General features: G+C 68.7%; 17 protein-coding genes. 15 read left to right on the forward strand and 2 right to left on the reverse strand.

Annotated features, from left to right (window positions below; genetic code table 11):
• Window positions 1–111 precede the first annotated feature (111 nt).
• The 9 genes from HNO51_RS07550 to murB all read left to right on the forward strand — a co-directional run bounded on the left by HNO51_RS07550 (window position 112) and on the right by murB (window position 8833).
• On the forward strand, window positions 112–2391 hold the full coding sequence (locus HNO51_RS07550) for a DNA internalization-related competence protein ComEC/Rec2 (protein ID WP_197450454.1): 2280 nt from the start codon (window positions 112–114) through the stop codon (window positions 2389–2391).
• Window positions 2392–2424: 33 nt separating this feature from the next.
• Window positions 2425–3093, forward strand: coding sequence for a MotA/TolQ/ExbB proton channel family protein (locus HNO51_RS07555; RefSeq protein ID WP_197450455.1), 669 nt, complete (start codon window positions 2425–2427; stop codon window positions 3091–3093).
• Window positions 3090–3518, forward strand: coding sequence for an ExbD/TolR family protein (locus tag HNO51_RS07560; RefSeq protein ID WP_197450456.1), 429 nt, complete (start codon window positions 3090–3092; stop codon window positions 3516–3518). The genes HNO51_RS07555 and HNO51_RS07560 overlap by 4 nt, the downstream gene beginning before the upstream one ends.
• Complete coding sequence (gene msbA, locus HNO51_RS07565; protein WP_209538862.1) at window positions 3515–5272, forward strand: lipid A export permease/ATP-binding protein MsbA; 1758 nt, start codon at window positions 3515–3517, stop codon at window positions 5270–5272. Before HNO51_RS07560 ends, msbA begins: the two co-directional genes overlap by 4 nt.
• Window positions 5269–6279 carry a tetraacyldisaccharide 4'-kinase gene (lpxK, locus tag HNO51_RS07570; protein WP_197450458.1) on the forward strand — a complete coding sequence of 337 codons (1011 nt, stop codon included), beginning with the start codon at window positions 5269–5271 and terminating at the stop codon, window positions 6277–6279. The genes msbA and lpxK overlap by 4 nt, the downstream gene beginning before the upstream one ends.
• A 78-nt stretch (window positions 6280–6357) precedes the next feature.
• A complete protein-coding gene (locus HNO51_RS07575; protein WP_197450459.1) occupies window positions 6358–6567 on the forward strand; it encodes a Trm112 family protein in 210 nt (69 codons plus the stop codon).
• Window positions 6567–7340 (forward strand): 3-deoxy-manno-octulosonate cytidylyltransferase, encoded by a 774-nt coding sequence (kdsB, locus tag HNO51_RS07580; RefSeq protein ID WP_197450460.1) that lies wholly within the window; start codon window positions 6567–6569, stop codon window positions 7338–7340. Before HNO51_RS07575 ends, kdsB begins: the two co-directional genes overlap by 1 nt.
• A 9-nt stretch (window positions 7341–7349) precedes the next feature.
• Complete coding sequence (locus HNO51_RS07585; RefSeq protein WP_197450461.1) at window positions 7350–7829, forward strand: low molecular weight protein-tyrosine-phosphatase; 480 nt, start codon at window positions 7350–7352, stop codon at window positions 7827–7829.
• Complete coding sequence (gene murB / locus HNO51_RS07590; RefSeq protein WP_197450462.1) at window positions 7826–8833, forward strand: UDP-N-acetylmuramate dehydrogenase; 1008 nt, start codon at window positions 7826–7828, stop codon at window positions 8831–8833. Before HNO51_RS07585 ends, murB begins: the two co-directional genes overlap by 4 nt.
• Before the next feature lie 86 nt (window positions 8834–8919).
• Here murB and rne read toward each other — a convergent pair whose 3' ends face one another.
• Window positions 8920–12093, reverse strand: coding sequence for a ribonuclease E (gene rne, locus HNO51_RS07595; protein WP_209538863.1), 3174 nt, complete (start codon window positions 12091–12093; stop codon window positions 8920–8922).
• A gap of 564 nt (window positions 12094–12657) precedes the next feature.
• Between rne and HNO51_RS07600 the strand changes: the two genes are divergently transcribed.
• The 3 genes from HNO51_RS07600 to sppA are packed head-to-tail and all read left to right on the forward strand — an operon-like array spanning window position 12658 to window position 15419.
• On the forward strand, window positions 12658–13605 hold the full coding sequence (locus HNO51_RS07600; protein WP_197450464.1) for an RluA family pseudouridine synthase: 948 nt from the start codon (window positions 12658–12660) through the stop codon (window positions 13603–13605).
• 36 nt (window positions 13606–13641) lie between these two features.
• Complete coding sequence (locus HNO51_RS07605) at window positions 13642–14292, forward strand: HAD family hydrolase (RefSeq protein WP_197450465.1); 651 nt, start codon at window positions 13642–13644, stop codon at window positions 14290–14292.
• Window positions 14293–14315: 23 nt separating this feature from the next.
• Complete coding sequence (gene sppA / locus HNO51_RS07610; protein WP_197450466.1) at window positions 14316–15419, forward strand: signal peptide peptidase SppA; 1104 nt, start codon at window positions 14316–14318, stop codon at window positions 15417–15419.
• Here sppA and HNO51_RS07615 read toward each other — a convergent pair.
• Entirely contained in the window at window positions 15407–16000 is a 594-nt protein-coding gene (locus tag HNO51_RS07615) for a Maf family protein (protein WP_197450467.1), read from the reverse strand. The genes sppA and HNO51_RS07615 overlap by 13 nt on opposite strands.
• Before the next feature lie 119 nt (window positions 16001–16119).
• Between HNO51_RS07615 and HNO51_RS07620 the strand changes: the two genes are divergently transcribed.
• From HNO51_RS07620 to plsX, 3 genes are read left to right on the forward strand one after another with little or no spacing between them, the layout of a single operon-like run.
• Complete coding sequence (locus HNO51_RS07620) at window positions 16120–16647, forward strand: YceD family protein (protein ID WP_197450468.1); 528 nt, start codon at window positions 16120–16122, stop codon at window positions 16645–16647.
• 31 nt (window positions 16648–16678) lie between these two features.
• Window positions 16679–16849, forward strand: a complete 171-nt coding sequence (gene rpmF / locus HNO51_RS07625; protein WP_021820795.1) for a 50S ribosomal protein L32 — start codon at window positions 16679–16681, stop codon at window positions 16847–16849.
• 35 nt (window positions 16850–16884) lie between these two features.
• A complete protein-coding gene (gene plsX, locus HNO51_RS07630) occupies window positions 16885–17922 on the forward strand; it encodes a phosphate acyltransferase PlsX (RefSeq protein ID WP_197450970.1) in 1038 nt (345 codons plus the stop codon).

Below are 17922 nucleotides of genomic sequence, written 5' to 3' on the forward strand. Positions count from 1 at the left end.
GGTATTATCCATGTCTGGGGGGAGAGCCGCCATGCCGTGGGCGGAATGTGGCTCAACGGGACGAGGCGTGTCCGGGGCAGGAAAGAAGGGGGCGAGGGAGTGCGACTGGGCATGGCGATGCCGCTGGCGTTGGCGGTGCTGGCCGGCGTGGGCCTGGGGCGCTGGGCGCCGCCGGGACTGTTCGAGATCTGGGCGCTGTGCCAGCTGTGGCGGGTCGCGCGGGGGGAGTGGCGGGGCGTCGCGCTGGGGGCGGTGGTCGCTCTCGCGGCGTCCCAGGTGCTGTTGGCCAGGGGTGCCGTGCTGCCCGACGGCCTGCTGCGAGCCGACCTCGCCCTGGAAGGGCGCATCGAGTCGGTCCAGGAGGAGGGACGGCTCAGTCGGTTGATGCTGCGCGTGGAGTCGTGCAGGCCGTTGGACTTCGCCAGGTTGCCGTGCGACTCCCTGCGCCGGGTGCGGCTGAGCTACTTCGAGGCGCCGGTGATCGCGCCGGGCGAACGCTGGACCATGACCGTGCGGCTGCGGCCACCGACGGGATTCGCCAACCCCGGGACGTTCGACTACAGCGCCTGGTTATGGCGCGAAGGCATCCAGGCGACCGGCTACGTGCGCAGCGAGCCCGCCGCCGAGCGGCTGGAGGCGGCATCCACCTCGCTGCGGCAGCGGGCGCTCGGCTATCTCGATGAGCGGGAGCTCTCCCCGCAGACCGTGCGCTGGCTGGCCGCCCTGACCCTGGGAGCGGGCGAGCGGCTCACGCGAGACGACTGGGACCTGCTCAACGCCAGCGGTACCACCCATCTGATGGTGATCTCCGGCCTGCATGTCGGGCTGGTTGCCGCCTTCATGCTGCTGGTCGCACGCGCTCTCGCTCGACTGCTCACGCCGAGCCGCTGGCGCATGGCGGTATGGCCATGGTGGCTGGCCGGCGTCGCGGCCGTGGGCTATGCCTGGTTGGCGGGTCTGCAGCCGCCGGCCATGCGCGCCATGATCATGACCCTGGTGGGACTGTGGGTGGCCAGCGGTCGCCATGCGCCCGGCCCCTGGCAGGCGTGGTGGCTGGCCTTGGGTCTGGTGGTGCTGTTCGACCCGCTGTCGGCGTGGCGCCCGGGGCTGTGGCTGTCGTTCCTGGCCGTGGCGCTGCTGATCCTGATCTGGCAGGGGCGACCGCGCCCCCGGGGCGTGAGCGGCTGGGGCTGGGGGTTGCTGCGCACCCAGCTGTTGCTGGCGCCGCTGATGGCTGCCGCCGTGCTGCTGGCATTCGCCCGCCTGGCACCGGCGGCGCCGCTGGTCAATCTGGCGGCGGTACCGCTGGTGAGCCTGGTGCTGGTGCCGCTCGGGCTGCTGGGCTGGCTGTTCGCGCCCTTGCCCTACCTCGGCAGTGCGTGTTGGTGGCTCTTCGAGCACGCTACCCGGCTTCTGGTAGGCGTGCTGACGCTGTCCGTGGAGCGCCTGCCGCTGTGGTGGCCCGCGCCGGAGCAGGTCTGGCCGCTGGCGTCGATGCTCGGCCTCGTGACGTTGCTGTGGGCGCTGCCCGGCCTGGCCAGGGCGCTGCGCCTGGGAGCGACGCTGCTGCTGGTGCCGGCCATGCTGGGACTCTCACCTTCCGTGCCCGAGGCGAAGACCCTGCGGGTCAGGGTGCTGGACGTCGGCCAGGGCCAGTTGATCGAGCTGCGCAGTGCCAACTATCGCTTGCTCTACGATACCGGGCCCCGTTTCGCCTCGGGCTTCGCTCCGCTGAGTTCAGTATGGCCGGCGGGCCAGTATTTCGATGAGGTGGTGGTCAGCCACGGCGATCTCGACCATGCCGGTGGCCTCAGCGTGCTGACCGAGCGACATGCGGTGGGGCGGTTCCTGGCGCCACCCGGCGAGTCGCTCGAGGCGCGCTACGAGACCTGCCTGCGCGGTCAGGCCTGGCAGCGGGACGGCGTCTCCTACCGGGTGCTGTGGCCGCCCGAGGAGACGACGGAGCTGTCGGGCAACGACCGCTCCTGCGTGCTGGAGGTGACGGCGGGTCGCGATCGCCTGCTGATCACCGGTGACGTCGGGCGTGACATCGAGCGCCTCTTCCTGCTCGAGGTGGCGCAGCCGGTCACGCTGCTGGTGGCAGGACATCATGGCAGCCGCACCAGTTCGGGGCCGCAACTGGTACAGTGGGCGACGCCGCGTCATGTGATCTACAGTGCGGCGCGCCACGGCGCCTTCGGCCATCCCCATGACGAGGTGGTGCGGCGATTCCGGCGGGCCGGCAGCTGCCAATGGAACACCGCCCTGGATGGTGCCGTGACGTTCTGGCTCGGTCGCGACGCGGGCGGCGAGCCCCTCGCCATGCGCGGCATGCCCTGGCGCCGCGGCGGTGTCGAAGGCAGGTGCCTTGCGGTAGAATCGCGCCATTGATCGCCGCGCTCGTTGCGTGAAGAGGGGAAGACGATGGACATGATGGATGCACTCATCGCCGGCGGCTGGCTGATGATCCCGCTGCTGGGATGCTCGCTGCTGGCAACGGTGATCATCATCGAGCGCCTCTGGACCCTGCGCGCCAAGCGTATCGCACCCTACGGCTTGGGGCAGGAGGTCTGCTCGCTGGTCGCCCGTGGCCAGGTCAATCTCTACTGGCTGGAAGGTCACTCGCCGCTGGGGGGGGTGCTGGCGGCCGGGCTGCGCAACGCCCGGCTGGGCCACGAACAGGTCCGCGCCCGGCTGCAGGAGGCGGCCACCGCGGTGATCCACGACATGGAGCGCTTCCTGAGTCCGTTGGGTACCATTGCCGCCATCACCCCGCTGATCGGGCTACTGGGCACCGTGGTGGGCATGATCGAAGTGTTCGCGGTGATCGTTTCCGCCGATGGTGCCAGCCGCACCGCCGAGCTGGCCGGCGGCATCTCGCGTGCCCTGGTGACGACCGCGGCGGGCCTCACCGTGGCGATCCCGGCGCTGATGTTCCACCGCTACTTCCTGCGCCGAGTCGAGGACATCACCGTGCGCATGGAGGAGCAGGCCGGCCAGGTGGTGGAGTTCCTCGCCCACTATCGCGGCGAGCTGGGCTTCAGCGAACAGCGCGAGGGCGAGCGCCCCGCCGCGGAGGCCCGGGGCTCGTGAAGTTCACGCGCCGTCGCCGCGACCCGGTGGAGGTCAATCTCACGCCGCTCATCGACGTGGTCTTCCTGCTGCTGATCTTCTTCATGGTATCGACCACCTTCGAGACCCGGCAGGCGCTCGAACTCACGCTCCCCGAGAGCACCGCGGGGGTCGACCTCGAGGTCTCGCCGGTCACGCTGACGGTGACGGCGCAGGGGGGGTACCGGCTGGGAGAGCGCGAGTTCGACGCCGACGAGCTCGGCGAGGCGCTCTCCACCGAGGCCGAGCAGGCCAGGCTGCACGGGCTGGTGATCGAGGCCGATGCCCGGGCCGTGCACGCCGACGTGGTGCGGGCGCTGGACCAGGCGGGAGGGCTAGGCATTCGTCAAGTTCGCATCGCCACACGCGAAACACAGGCAACATCCACGCAAGCGGAGACACCGTGACTCAAGACCGGACCCAACACTCGGGCTGGGCCCTCTACAAGCAGCTGCTGGCCTACGTCAAGCCGCACTGGATCTCCTTCACCCTGGCGATCGTCGGCTATGCGCTCTATGCGGCCTCGAGCACGGCCCTGGCCGAGATGATGAAGCGTCTGATCGACGGCATCCAGGATCCGGACGCCGCCTTCCGCTTGTTCCTGCCGCTGTTCGTGGTGTTCATGTTCGCGGTCAGGGGGCTCGGGACCTTCCTCGGCACCTACTTCATGAGCAACGTGGCGCGCAACGTCGTGCATGCGCTGCGCTGCAACGTGTTCAACCACATGCTGCACCTGCCGGGACGCTTCTTCGATTCGCACTCCAGCGGGCATCTGATCTCACGGGTCACCTACCACGTGGAGCAGGTCACCGGGGCGGCGACCAATGCCATCACCATCCTGCTGCGTGAAGGGCTGTTCGTGATCGGTCTGCTGGCCTACCTGCTGTGGACCAACTGGATGCTGACCCTGCTGTTCCTAGCCGTGACGCCGTTGATCGGCGGCGTGGTGAGCTACGCCAGCAAGCGTTTCCGGCGCATCTCACAGCGCATCCAGAGCTCCATGGGCGACGTGACCCACGTCGCCTCCGAGGCGCTCACCGGCTATCGCGTGGTGCGCACCCACGGCGCCGAGGGCTTCGAGAAGGCGCGCTTCGCCCGGGCCAGCGACTACAACCGCCAGCAGAAGATGAAGGAGGCCTTGACCAAGGCCATCAGCACGCCGGTGATCCAGCTGATGATCGCGGTGTCGCTGGCCATCCTGGTGTGGCTGGCGATGTCGCCGGCGCTGCTGGCCAACATGACGCCCGGTGAGTTCGTCGCCTTCATTACCGCCGCCTCGCTGATGGCCAAGCCGGTGCGCCAGCTCACCGAGATCAACAGCGAGATCCAGAAGGGCATCGCCGCGGCCGGGGAGCTGTTCGGCCTCCTGCGGGTGCCGACCGAGCCCGACGAGGGGACTCGCGAGCCCGATCGCCTGCGCGGCAGGGTCGAACTGCGCGGGGTGCACTTTCGCTACGGCGACGATCAGCCCGAAGTGCTCAAGGGCATCGACGTCGTCATCGAGCCCGGCGAGATGGTCGCCATCGTCGGCCGCTCGGGAAGCGGCAAGTCGACCCTGGCCGGGTTGTTGCCGCGTTTCTACAGCCCCACGGCAGGCCAGGTGCGGATCGACGACGTGCCCATCGACGAATACCGCCTGGCGCCGCTGCGCCGCCAGATCGCCCTGGTGTCGCAGCAGGTGACCCTGTTCAACGCCAGCGTCGCCGACAACATCGCCTATGGCGTGCCGCATGCCGATCGCAGCAGCATCGAGGCGGCGGCGAAGGCGGCCTATGCCCACGAATTCATCGAGCGTCTGCCCAGCGGCTACGACACCATCGTCGGTGACAACGGCGTGATGCTCTCCGGCGGCCAGCGCCAGCGCCTCGCCATCGCCCGGGCGATCTTCAAGGATTCGCCGCTGCTGATCCTCGACGAGGCGACCTCGGCGCTGGACACCGAATCGGAGCGCTACATCCAGCAGGCGCTCGAGGTGGTCTGCCACGGGCGAACCACCCTGGTCATCGCCCACCGGCTCTCTACCATCGAGCGCGCCGATCGTATCCTGGTGATGGAGCAGGGCCGAATCGTCGAGCAGGGCAGCCATGCCGAGCTGCTGGCCCGCGACGGCGCCTATGCCGCCCTGCACCGGCTGCAGTTCCAGGAAGCTTCGGTGTCATGAGCCGGGGCCTGGGCGAGCGCTGGCTACGGGCGGCCTATGGCGACGCCGCTTGGCTCAGGGCGCTGCGGCCGCTGGAGGCGCTGTATCGCTGGGTGCAGGCGCGTCGCGCGGCGGCCTATCGCGAGGGGCGGCGCACGGCATGGCAGGCCGGGGTCCCGGTGATCGTGGTCGGCAACGTGACCCTGGGCGGTACGGGCAAATCTCCCCTGGTGGCCTGGCTCGCCCGCCATCTGAAGGCGAGTGGCTGGCGGCCGGGCATCGTGTCGCGGGGCTATGGCGGCAAGACGGGGCAGGGGGCAGGCTATCCTTTACGCGTCACGACGCAGACGCCGGCCGCCCGCAGCGGTGACGAGCCACGCATGCTGGTGCGCCAGACCGGCATGCCGGTGGTGGTCGATCCCGACCGTCCACGTGGGGTGCGGGCACTGCTCGAGCAGGGCTGCGACATCGTGCTCAGCGACGACGGCCTGCAGCACCTGGCGCTGGGGCGTGACATCGAGCTGGTGGTGGTCGACGGCCGCCGCGGCTTCGGCAACGGGCGCTGCCTGCCGGCAGGCCCGCTGCGCGAACCCTTGTCGCGCTTGAACGAGGTCGATGCCGTGCTGGTCAACGGCGAAGCCGCCTTTGCACCGCCAGACGGCGCTTACCGCTTTCGCCTGGCGCCGGCCCGCTGGCGTGCATTGGCCGACGATGCGCTGTTTCCCCTGGCGCCGCTGCCTTTTCGCGGGCCGGTGCATGCGGTGGCGGGGATCGGCAATCCCGGGCGCTTCTTCGATACCCTGGCGGACCTGGGCGTCGAGGCGAAGCCGCATGCGTTTCCCGACCACCACCGTTTCACGGCGGAGGATCTGGCCTTCGACGATGACCTGCCGGTGGTGATGACGGCCAAGGATGCCGAGAAGTGCGACGCCATGACCCTCGCGCAGGGCTGGGTGCTGGAGGTCGAGGCCGAGCCGTCGGCAGACTTCGTGGCCTGGCTGGACAGGCGGCTGGCCGGGCTGCGATAGCGCCCTTGGCCACGTCGGCAAGAGTAGCAAATCAGGCGGGGCGCAGCCCCGCGACGGTCGGACGAGAGAGGTGAAACGATGGACAAGGAACTGCTGGCCATGTTGGTTTGCCCGCTGTGCAAGGGCAAGCTCAAGTACGACCGCGAGGCCCAGGAGCTGGCGTGTCACTATGATGGGCTGGCCTACCCGATACGCGATGGCATTCCGGTCATGCTGCCCGAGGAGGCTCGCCGGCTGGAGGTCGACGAGAAGCTGCCGCCGTCGTCCGGCCGTACCGGAGAGGCGTGATGGGGACGGACAACGCCTTCGTCGCGGTGATTCCGGCGCGCTTCGGCTCCTCGCGCCTGCCGGGCAAGCCGCTGCTCGACCTCGCCGGCGAGCCCATGGTGGCCCATGTTTGGCACCGAGCCTGCGAGAGCGCAGCCAGCCGCGTGGTGGTGGCCACGGACGATGCGCGTATTCGTGACGCCATGCTGCCGCTGGGCGCCGAGGTAGTGATGACGCGGGCCGACCATCCTTCCGGCACCGACCGCCTGGCCGAGGTCGCCGAACACCTGGGGCTCGCCGACGACGCCGTGCTGGTCAACGTGCAGGGCGACGAACCGCTGATCCCGCCGCGTCTCATCGACCAGGTCGCCAGGCGACTCCATGACGATCCCGGCGCCTCCATTGCCACGCTTGCCGAGCCCATCGCCGACGTCGAGACGCTGTTCAATCCCAATGTGGTCAAGGTGGTGCGGGCGCTTTCCGGCCGCGCCCTCTATTTCTCGCGGGCCCCCATTCCCTGGGATCGCGAGGCCTTTGCCGCGCGGCCCGAGTGCCTCGGGACCGATGCCTGGCTGCGCCATATCGGCCTGTATGCCTACCGCGCCGCGTTCCTGGCCGAGTATCGCGACTGGAGCCCTTCGGCGCTGGAGCGGCTGGAGCAGCTCGAACAGCTTCGGGCGCTTCACCATGGCCACGCCATACAGGTGGCGCTGGCCGCCGAGCCCAATCCAGCCGGCGTCGATACGCTCGAGGACCTGGAGCGCGTCAGGGCGCTGCTGAGCACGAGGAAGTAAGGAGGGAGGATGCGCGTTCTGTTCGTCTGTCTCGGCAATATCTGCCGTTCCCCGACCGCCGAAGGCGTGTTTCGCCGCGAACTCGAGGCGGCCGGGCTGGCCCACCGCGTGGAGGTCGATTCGTGCGGCATCGGCGATTGGCACGTGGGCAGGGCGCCGGACCCACGCTCCGCGGATGCCGCTCGCCGGCGCGGCATCGACCTGAGCGAGCTGCGCGCGCGCCAGCTCGCGGCCGATGATTTCACGCGTTTCGATTACCTCCTGGCCATGGACCACGATAATCTCGCGGCACTGAGGGCGCAGTGCCCCGGCGGGTGCCGGGCCCACATCGGCCTGTTCCTCGACTTTGCCGGCCATATCGACCGCGCGGTACCCGACCCCTACTACGGCGGCGAGGGTGGCTTCGAGGAGGTGCTCGACCTGATCGAGTCCGCTTCTCGCGGCCTGGTCGAGGAGATCGCCTCGCGGCTCGAGGGGCAGCGGCCTTGAGCGATACCCTGCTGGCCGATTACGACCTGAGTTCGGCCAATACCCTGGGGCTGCCGTGCCGCGCCGAGCGCTTCGCTGCGCCGGCGGCGCTCGAGCCGCTGCGCCGCTGGCTGCGCCTGGCGAGTGCCCGGGCGTGGCCGCTGACCGTGTTGGGCGGTGGCAGCAACCTGATCCTGCCCGAGCGGTTGCCGGGGTTGGTGCTTCAGCCGGCGCTGCGCTACTGGTGGCTGGAGCGTCGAGGTGACAACGTGCTGGTGCACGTCGGGGCGGGGGTCGAGTGGCATCCGCTGGTCATGGCGCTGGCCGGCCGTGAGCTGTGGGGAACCGAGAATCTGGCGCTGATTCCGGGCTCCTGCGGTGCCGCACCGATCCAGAACATCGGCGCCTACGGTGTCGAGCTGTGTGAAGTGCTCGAAGCGGTCGACGTCATGTTCGTCGAGGATGGCCGTTGCGCGCGGCTGACGGTGGAGGAGTGCGCCTTCGGCTATCGCGACAGCATCTTCAAGGGCGAACTGGAGAGCAAGGCGATCGTCACCGGGCTGACCCTGCGCCTCTCCCGCGAGCCTCAGCCGCGCCTAGGCTATGGCGATCTGGCCCAGCGGGTAGGCAGACACCCCGGGCCGCTCGAGGTGGCCGAGGCAGTTTGCGCCATTCGGCGCGAGAAGCTCCCCGATCCCGCTGTGCTGGGAAACGCCGGCAGCTTCTTCAAGAACCCCATCGTCGAGCGCAAGCAAGCCGCTCAGCTGTTGGCAACATGGCCCGACATGCCGCTCTTCGAATTGCCGGATGGGCGCGCCAAGCTGGCCGCCGGCTGGCTGATCGACCGCTGTGGTCTCAAGGGGTGGCGGGCCGGCCACTTCGGTGTCCACGAGCGTCAGGCGCTAGTGCTGGTGCACTTCGGCGGCGGTAGTGCCGGCGAGCTGCTGGCGGTTGCCGAGCGCATCGTCGAGCGGGTCCAGGCCCGCTTCGGCGTCTCGCTCGAGCGCGAGCCCCGGCTGGCCTGAGCGCACGTCGCCATCTGAATGGCTCCGTATGAAAATGGCCCGCGCAGGTGAACTGCGCGGGCCATTTGGCCTGGGCCGGGGCTGGATCAGCCCTGGCTGCCTTTCTGCCCCTCTTGCTCGCGACGGCGAATTTCGCGCGGATCGTTATGCGCGCGGCGCCGACGCCGTGAGGCCGCCTGCGATTGGGCCGGTTCCGCCGGTTCGCCGCTCGTCTCGGGCTTCTTGGCCTCCGTTCCGGACTGTTCCGGCTTGGGCGTCTCGGTCTTCGCCGCCTCGGCGGGCGTCTCCGCCGGCTTGGGCGCGTCGGCCTTGGGCGTCTCGGCCTTGGGCGTCTCGGCCTTCGCCGTCTCGACGGGCGTCTCCACCGGCTTGGGCGCATCGGCCTTGGGCGTCTCGGCAGGCTTCTCCGCCGGCTTGGGCGCATCGGCCTTGGGCGTCTCGGCAGGCTTCTCCGCCGGCTTGGGCGCGTCGGCCTTGGGCGTCTCGTCCTTGGGCTGGTTGGCCTTGGCCGGCTCGGCAGGCTTCTCCACCGGCTTGGGTGCATCGGCCTTGGGCTGCTCGGCCTTCGCCGGCTCGGCGGGCGTCTCCACCGGCTTGGGTGCATCGGCCTTGGGCTGCTCGGCCTTGGCCGGCTCGACGGGCGTCTCCGCCGGCTTGGGCGCATCGGCCTTGGGCTGCTCGGCCTTGGCCGGCTCGGCGGGCGTCTCCACCGGCTTGGGTGCATCGGCCTTGGGCGTCTCGGCCTTCGCCGGCTCGGCGGGCGTCTCCATCGGCTTGGGTGCATCGGCCTTGGGCGTCTCGGCCTTCACCGGCTCGGCGGGCTTCTCCACCGGCTTGGGCGCATCGGCCTTGGGCGTCTCGGCCTTCGCTGGCTCGGTGGGCGTCGGCTGCGGCCTGGACGCTTCGCCTCTGGCCTGCTCAGGCTTCCCTTCGGGCTTGGCTTGCGACTTCGGCTGCTCGGCCTTCACTCCTTCGACGGGGGCCTGCTCCGACGGCTCGCTCTTGCTTGGTTCGGCCTGCTCGCCCGCTTGCAGGCGCTTCTGCTCGGCCTCGGCCTGCGGGTTGATGGCGTGCTGGCGCGAGCGGTTGCGCGGGTTGTTGCGCGTGCGCTTGGGCTTGCCATCGTCCGTCTTGGCGGGCTCGACCGCTGACTCGACGGGCTTCTCCTGAGGTTCGGCCTTCTGACGGCGGGGTGCCTCGTCACGGCTGCGGGGCTTGTTGCCCTGGCGACCCTCTTCGCCAGCCTGGGACCTGTCGGCACGGGCCTGGTTGCGGCCGCGGCCGCTACGGCCTTCCCCGCGGCCGGCAGCAGCGTCCTGGCGTGCCTCCTGGCGGGAGTCACTGCGGGCACTCTCCTGCTGGCGAGCCTGGCCGCGTTGGCTACGACCGTCGTCCTGGGCGTCGCTGCGCGAACGCCGCCGCTGGCGACCGTTGCGCTCGCCACGCTCTTCGTCGCCGCTACGGGCCGGCGATGACGCGGTCGGCTTGCGGGTTTCGGTCGGCGTGGCGGTATCGCTCTCGGTACCGCCGAGCAGCTTGCTGACGCCTTTGAGCAGCCGGCCGAGCACGCCGGCGGCGGGAGCGGCAGCGGCAGCGGCAGCCGGAGGAGCGGGCGGCGGCGGGGCTTGCTCCTGTTGCAGGGAGGCCGGCGCCGGCTCGTTGTGGATCACCGTCTTGACCGCCGCCTCGGTGCGGGCGACCGGCTTGGCGATGCTCATGTCCGGCTCCTTGCCGATCTCGGTATGCACCGAGAGCTCGAAGCTGGACTTGTCCTGGTCGCCTTCCTCCTCGATATGGTCGTCACGCAGGCGCTGCACGTCGTAGTGCGGCGTGTCCATGTCGGGGTTGGGCAGCACCAGAACGCGCACGCCCTGGCGCTTCTCGATATCGGCGAGCACCGCACGCTTCTCGTTGAGCAGGTAGGTGGCCACCGGCACCGGCAGAATGGCGCGGATCTGGGCGCTGCGCTCCTTCATCGCCTCCTCTTCGATCAGGCGCATGATCGACAGCGACAGCGAGCGTACGTCGCGGATGGTGCCCTGGCCGTTGCAGCGCGGGCAGACCACGCCGCTGGTCTCGCCGAGAGAGGGGCGCAGCCGCTGGCGCGACATCTCCATCAGGCCGAAGCGCGAGATGCGGCCGATCTGGACCCGGGCGCGATCGAGCTTGAGCGCGTCGCGCATGCGGTTCTCGACCTCGCGCTGGTTGCGCGCCGGGCTCATGTCGATGAAGTCGATCACCACCAGGCCGCCGATGTCGCGCAGGCGCAGCTGGCGAGCTATCTCGTCGGCCGCCTCGAGGTTGGTCTGAAGCGCGGTCTCCTCGATGTCGCTGCCACGGGTGGCGCGCGCCGAGTTGATGTCGATGGAGACCAGGGCCTCGGTGTGGTCGATAACGATGGAACCGCCGGAGGGCAGCTTCACTTCGCGCTCGTAGGCAGTCTCGATCTGGGATTCGATCTGGAAGCGCGAGAACAGCGGGACTTCGTCGGCGTAGAGCTTGATCTTCTGCTGGTACGAGGGCATGACCTGGCGAATGAAGGCCAGGGCGCGCTGGTGTACCGTCGGATCATCGATGAGAACCTCGCCGATGTCCTGACGCAGGTAGTCGCGCATGGCGCGGATGATGACGTCCGACTCGCGGTAGATCAGGAACGGCGCGGGGCGCTTGCCGGCCTCCTCGGTGATCGACTCCCATACCTGCACGAGGTAGTTGAGGTCCCACTGCAGCTCCTCGCTGCTGCGACCGATGCCGGCGGTGCGCACGATCACGCCCATCTTCTCCGGCACGGTGAGCTGGCCCATCGCCTCCTTGAGCTGGGTGCGTTCGTCGCCCTCGATGCGTCGAGAGATACCGCCGGCACGGGGGTTGTTGGGCATCAGCACGAGGAAGCGGCCGGCCAGGCTGATGAAGGTGGTCAGCGCTGCCCCCTTGTTGCCGCGCTCCTCCTTGTCGACCTGAACGATGACTTCCTGGCCTTCCTTGAGCACCTCCTTGATGCTGGGGCGTCCCGACGTCTCCTTCAGGAAGTACTCGCGGGAGATCTCCTTGAGCGGGAGGAAGCCGTGACGATCGGCCCCGAAGTCGACGAAGGCGGCTTCGAGGGAGGGCTCGACGCGGGTGATCTTGCCGCGATAGATATTGGCTTTCTTTTGCTCCCTGGCACCCGATTCGATGTCCAGGTCGTATAGGCGTTGTCCATCTACCAGCGCGACGCGCAGCTCTTCGGGCTGGGTCGCATTGATGAGCATCCGTTTCATGTTGTCTCGCAAACTGGACGCGCCGGTAGGCTTCGAAGAAGGCGAACCTCTGGGTGCTGCGTGCTTGTGCTCAGCGCATGTCGCGGATGCGCAGTGGCGCCCGATCGTACCGGTACCCGAAGCGGGCCCGGCACGACATGATCATGTTGAGTACGTGGCGGAGGCAGGACATGTCTCGGTGGGGCTTCTCCCATCCGGCCCTGCGGTCACCGCCAGACACCTGGCATTCATCGATTCGCCAACGCCGGCCACCGGCACGATGTGGAACGATTCCCGTGGCCACCGCTCGCCTGTGTCGCGAGTCGGGTCCGGGCGTGGCGTCACTGCTTGTCTTCTTTACTTGCTGCTATCACTCGTCGGCGGCGGGACCTGCGGTAAGGGAGTCGTCGCCGCCCGATTTCGTCGCTCCGGCCTGCGTGTCTGTCGTGCAGGCGCCATGGGACCGAAGGGATCCATCCGAGCGAGCTGGCAATATAGCAGTATTGCCCAGGCGCAGCAATTGGCGCAGTGCATCGACGAGTGCGTTAGAATGCTGCCTCACAACAGATTTTCAGCAGGAGAGTCATGGCCGAGGGTCGCGACGTACAGTGGGTGGAAGTGGGCGAGGGCCAGTCGGGCCAGCGGGTCGACAACTTCCTGATAACACGCCTGAAGGGCGTGCCGCGAACGCTGGTCTACCGCATCGTGCGCAAGGGCGAGGTGCGGGTGAACAAGAAGCGCGTGAAGGCCGACTACCGCCTGCAGGTGGGCGACATGGTACGGATCCCGCCGCTCAAGCTGGCCCCGCGCGAGGCCGTCAAGCAGGTCAGCGAAGGGTTGCGCAACCTGCTCGCCGGCAGCGTGCTGGTGGAGGGGCCAGGCTGGCTGGTGCTCAACAAGCCGGCCGGGCTTCCCGTGCACGGCGGCAGCGGGGTCAAGATCGGCCTGATCGAGGCGCTGCGCCAGGTACGAGAGGACCTCGACTTCCTCGAGCTGGTCCATCGCCTCGACCGCGACACCTCGGGCTGCCTGCTGCTGGCCAAGTCGCGGCCGGCGCTGCTGACGCTCAACGAGGCGCTCAAGCGCCACCAGATGGACAAGCGCTATCTGGCGCTGGTGGCGGGGCGCTGGCCGGCGCGCCGCGAGTTCGTCAGCGCGCGTCTCGATCGCTACGATGCCGGCAACGGTGAGCGCCGGGTGCGCGTGGATGCCGCCGGCAAGGTGGCGCGTACCCGCTTTGCCGTGCGCGAAGCGCTGCCCAGGGCCACGCTGATCGAGGCCGAGCCGGTCACCGGGCGCACGCATCAGATTCGCGTGCATGCCGCCCATGCCGGTCATCCCCTGCTCGGCGACGACAAGTACGGCTCCCGCGAAGGCGAGGCGCTGGCGCGGCACCTGGGCCTGGCGCGCCTGTTCCTGCACGCCGAGTCGCTGACCTTCCCTGAGCCCGGCAGTGGACGGCCGGTGCAAATCCGTGCGCCGTTACCCGACGAGCTCGAGACGGCGCTGGCGCAAGCCCGCGGCAGCCGCTGAGTCCGAGCCGCCATGGGAATCACGACCGGAGCCGCTATGCGCTATCGACTGGTGATCTTCGACTGGGACGGCACCCTGATGGATTCCGCCGCCCGTATCGTTGCCTGCATGCAGGCGGCGGCCCGCGATGCCGGCTGGGGGCACCTCGAGGAGGCGGCGGTGCGCGACATCATCGGCCTGGGGCTGCCCGAGGCCATCGACCGGCTGTGCCCGGGCATCGATGCCGAGCGCTTCGAGCTCCTGCGCAGCCGCTACGCCCATCACTTCGTCGAGGGTAATCGCACGCCGATGCCTTTCTTCGCTGGTGTCGAAGCCGGCATCGCCACGCTGCGTGAGCCGCGGGCGAGACGCCTGGCGGTGGCCACCGGCAAGAGCCGGCGTGGGCTCGAACGTGTCTTCCGCGAGAGCGGCAGCGGCGGCTGGTTCCATGCTAGCCGCACCGCCGACGAGACCCGTTCCAAGCCGCACCCCCAGATGCTCGAGGAGCTGCTGGTCGAGCTCGACGTGCCTGTCGAGGAGGCGGTGATGGTGGGGGATACCGAGTACGACATGGAGATGGCTCGCGCCCTGGGGATGGACCGGGTGGCGGTGACCTGGGGGGTCCATGCCCCGGAGCGATTGGCGGCGAGCCGTCCCGTCTATACTGCCCAGGCGGTAACCGAGCTGTTCGACTGGCTGAACCGATAGCAGGCGAGAGGGAAGACGACCCGATGAGCGATGACAAGCGTCAGGATGAGGGCAGGCATGATCGCGACGAAGATCGCTGGACCCAAGGGCCGGAGTTGACGCCTGAGCAGGCGCGTCGCGAGCGACAGGCGGGGAGCGAGGAGCCGGTGCCGCCGGCGGAGAGCGCCGAAGCGCTGCGGGAGCGTCAGCGACTGGCGCAGCTGGAGATGCTCGACCGCTGGGTCGACGGGGTGTTGGTCGAGCAGCGCCGCTCGCGGCGCTGGAAGCTGTTCTTCCGCTTCTTCTTCATCGTGCTGATCCTGGCATCGTTGGCCGCTATCTTCTATGGCGTGTTCGGGGACCCGACGTCGGAGCCGGAGCGACAGCACCTGGGGGTGGTCAAGGTGGAGGGTGTGATCGACAGCGAGTCGCCGGCCAGCGCAGAGCGCATCATCGAGGGCCTCAATCGGGCCTGGGACTCGCCCAATGCCGCCGCCGTGGTGCTGCACATCAACAGCCCCGGGGGCAGTCCGGTGCAGTCCCAGCGTGTCTACAACGAGATCCTGCGCCTGCGCGAGGAGGGCGACAAACCGATCATCGCCGTCATCGAGGACGTCGGCGCCAGCGGTGCGTACTACATGGCAGCGGCGGCCGACGAGATCGTGGCGGCCCCGGCCAGCCTGGTGGGGTCGATCGGTGTGATCTTTGCCAGTTTCGGCTTCGAGGAGGCGATCGAGCGCCTCGGCATCGAGCGGCGCATCTACGTCAGCGGCGAGAACAAGGACTTCCTCGATCCTTTCTCCGAGGTGGATCCGGAGGTGCGCGACTTCTGGCAGGGGGTCATGGATATTACCCATGGCCAGTTCATCGAGGCCGTGCGCCAGGGGCGCGGTGAGCGCCTGGTCGAGGACGAGCGGCTCTTCAGCGGCCTGGTCTGGAGCGGGCAGCAGGCCCTGGAGCTGGGGCTGATCGACGGCATCAGCAGCCTCGATGCCCTGAGCCGCGAGCTGTTCGGCGAGCTTCGATTGCACAATTACACGCCGCGACTGGATCCCTTCGAGCGCCTGAGCCGCCAGTTCGGGCGGGTCGCTGCCGAGTGGGCGGGGCTGCCCTCCAGCCGCGCGCCGGTACGCTATCAGTTGCCTTGAGCACCCAACGGGTCGAGGCCCGCTTCGCGTAGCAGCTGGCACAGCCGAATCAGCGGCAGGCCGATCAGCGTATTGGGGTCGTCGCCCTCGAGCTTCTCGAACAGGGCGATGCCGAGTCCCTCCATGCGAAAGCTGCCGGCGCTGTCGAGCGGCTGCTCGCGCTCCACGTAGCGGGCGATCTCCGCGTCGCTGAGCCGGCGAAAGCATGCGTCGTAGCGCTCGTGGCAGACCCAGTGGCGCGCGTTGCGCGTATCGATAAGCGCCAATCCGGTGAAAAAGGTCACCCGGTGGCCGGAGAAGCGCGCCAGCTGTGCCCGGGCCGTGGCCTCGTCACCGGGCTTGCCGAGGATGTCGCCGTCGAAGGTGGCGACCTGGTCGGAGCCGATCACCAGGTGGTCGGGATACTCCTCGGCCACCCGGCTGGCCTTGGCCAGCGCCAGGCGGTGTACCAGGGGCTCGGGTGCTTCGCCGGGGTGCGGTGTCTCGTCGATGTCGGGGCTGGCCCAGGCGTAGGGCAGCCCCAGGCGGTCGAGGAGTTGGCGGCGCCAGCGGGAGCCGGAAGCGAGAACGAGTCGAGGCATGAAGCCCTCCTGCAGTGCGTGGTAAGAAGAGGCGTTCGGGGGTCGGGCAGGCGGGTAGTGTAACTTGTTGAGAGGGCGTCTTTGACAGGGGCTGGGGGAGTGCCTATCATTGCGCGCCTATGTTGACCTCACGACTTCCCAACAGGGTCGAGCCCTATCGGCTCGCCGCTCGTGGCGAAAGCCTCTCCGGCCTGATGGCGCTCGACCAGTTCGAGCGCCTGGCCGAGCAGGTCGGTGCCCAGGCGGGCGACTGCCAGGTGTGGCTCGATTTCGGCATCGATGCCCAGGGCCGCCGCGAGATTCGCGGTCGCCTCGAGGCCGAGCTGCAGCTGCCTTGCCGGCGCTGCCTCGAACCCATGGCGCAGCATGTCGAGAGCGAATTCCTGCTGGGCATGGTCTCGAGCGATGCGCTGGCGGCAGAGCTGCCGAGCACCCACGAGCCGGTGCTGGTGGAAAACGAACAGCTGAACCTGCTGGCGGTGGTCGAGGATGAACTGATCCTCAGCTTGCCCCAGGTGGTTTACCACGACGAGGCGCATTGCCGCGTCTCGCGCGACCAGCTGAGCAGCGGCGAGGAGGCCGAATCGAGCGAGCCGACTCCCGCGAGTCCTTTCGAGGTGCTGCGTCACCTCAAGGGCAAATCCTGATTGTTTATCGTCTCACTTCGGAGTGACACCCATGGCAGTTCAACAGAATCGTAAGACCCGTTCCAAGCGCGGCATGCGCCGCAGCCATGACGCCCTGAGTGCGCCGACCCTGTCCCAGGACAAGGAAACCGGTACCACTCACCTGCGCCATCACGTCTCTCCTGACGGTTTCTACCGTGGTCGCAAGGTGGTCGACGCCTGAGTCGACTCGTCGTCGATGACCGTCGGCACTTGAACGTGCGGATTGCCATCGATGCGATGGGCGGAGACGCCGGCCCCGCCGTGGCCGTACATGGTGCGGCCGCTGCCGTCCAGGCCTGGCCGGGGTTGGCGATCGACCTATTCGGTCCGGGCGACCAGCTGTCAAGCGCGCTCGAGAATCTGCCGCGGCATCTCGCCGCGGCCGGTTCGCATCTGTCCGTTCACCATGCGCCGGGCGTGATTCACCCGAATCAGCGGCCCTCCGACGCGCTCAGGCGGGGCGACGATACCAGCATGGCGCGGATGCTCGCCCATGTGGCCAGTCGCGATGCCGCCGCCGGTGTCAGTGCCGGCAATACCGGCGCCCTGATGGCCTTGGCCCGGCGAGCGTTGGGGACCGTGGCGGACATTCCGCGCCCGGCCATCTGCACGGCCATCCCCACCCGTGGCGACGGGCGCTGCTATCTGCTGGACCTCGGCGCCAACGTAGACGTCAGCGCGGAGCGGCTGGTGGACTTCGCCCGCATGGGTGAAGTCATGGCGCGTCATGTGGATGGTCTCGCCGCTCCCAGGGTGGCGCTGCTCAACGTGGGCAGCGAAGGCACCAAGGGCAGCGAGACGGTGCGTCAGGCGGATGCGCTGCTGGATGCGCTTGGCTCACTGAACTATATCGGTTTCATCGAGGGGGACGGCATCTTTGCCGGCTCCGCCGATGTGGTGGTGTGCGATGGTTTCGTCGGTAATGCGGTGCTCAAGGCCAGTGAAGGATTGGCGCGCATGTTGATCGAGCGTGTTCAGACGACCTTCGAGTCGCACTGGAGCAGCCGCCTGGTCGGTGTGCTGGCGAGGCCGGCGCTGCGCCGGCTGAAAAACGAGCTCGATCCGGTGCGCTACAATGGCGCCAGCCTGCTGGGGCTCGACGGCATCGTCATCAAGAGCCACGGCAGCGCCGATGTCACCGGCTTCTCCTATGCCGTGTCGCGGGCCGTGCAGGAGGTCGACCGCGGCTTGCCGGGGCGGCTCGCCATGGAGCTGGGTACCCGGTGTGACAGCACTCAACAAGAGCAATGGTGA

It is taken from the genome of Billgrantia sulfidoxydans, assembly GCF_017868775.1.
Lineage (GTDB): Bacteria > Pseudomonadota > Gammaproteobacteria > Pseudomonadales > Halomonadaceae > Halomonas > Halomonas sulfidoxydans.

Coding starts and splice junctions, on each gene's coding strand:
- HNO51_RS07550 (WP_197450454.1), top strand. CDS start 112: ATGGCGATGCCGCTGGCGTTGGCGGTGCTGGCCGGCGTGGGCCTGGGG.
- HNO51_RS07555 (WP_197450455.1), top strand. CDS start 2,425: ATGGACATGATGGATGCACTCATCGCCGGCGGCTGGCTGATGATCCCG.
- lpxK (WP_197450458.1), top strand. CDS start 5,269: ATGAGCCGGGGCCTGGGCGAGCGCTGGCTACGGGCGGCCTATGGCGAC.
- HNO51_RS07575 (WP_197450459.1), top strand. CDS start 6,358: ATGGACAAGGAACTGCTGGCCATGTTGGTTTGCCCGCTGTGCAAGGGC.
- kdsB (WP_197450460.1), top strand. CDS start 6,567: ATGGGGACGGACAACGCCTTCGTCGCGGTGATTCCGGCGCGCTTCGGC.
- HNO51_RS07585 (WP_197450461.1), top strand. CDS start 7,350: ATGCGCGTTCTGTTCGTCTGTCTCGGCAATATCTGCCGTTCCCCGACC.
- rne (WP_209538863.1), bottom strand. CDS start 12,093: ATGAAACGGATGCTCATCAATGCGACCCAGCCCGAAGAGCTGCGCGTC.
- HNO51_RS07600 (WP_197450464.1), top strand. CDS start 12,658: ATGGCCGAGGGTCGCGACGTACAGTGGGTGGAAGTGGGCGAGGGCCAG.
- HNO51_RS07605 (WP_197450465.1), top strand. CDS start 13,642: ATGCGCTATCGACTGGTGATCTTCGACTGGGACGGCACCCTGATGGAT.
- sppA (WP_197450466.1), top strand. CDS start 14,316: ATGAGCGATGACAAGCGTCAGGATGAGGGCAGGCATGATCGCGACGAA.
- HNO51_RS07615 (WP_197450467.1), bottom strand. CDS start 16,000: ATGCCTCGACTCGTTCTCGCTTCCGGCTCCCGCTGGCGCCGCCAACTC.
- HNO51_RS07620 (WP_197450468.1), top strand. CDS start 16,120: ATGTTGACCTCACGACTTCCCAACAGGGTCGAGCCCTATCGGCTCGCC.
- rpmF (WP_021820795.1), top strand. CDS start 16,679: ATGGCAGTTCAACAGAATCGTAAGACCCGTTCCAAGCGCGGCATGCGC.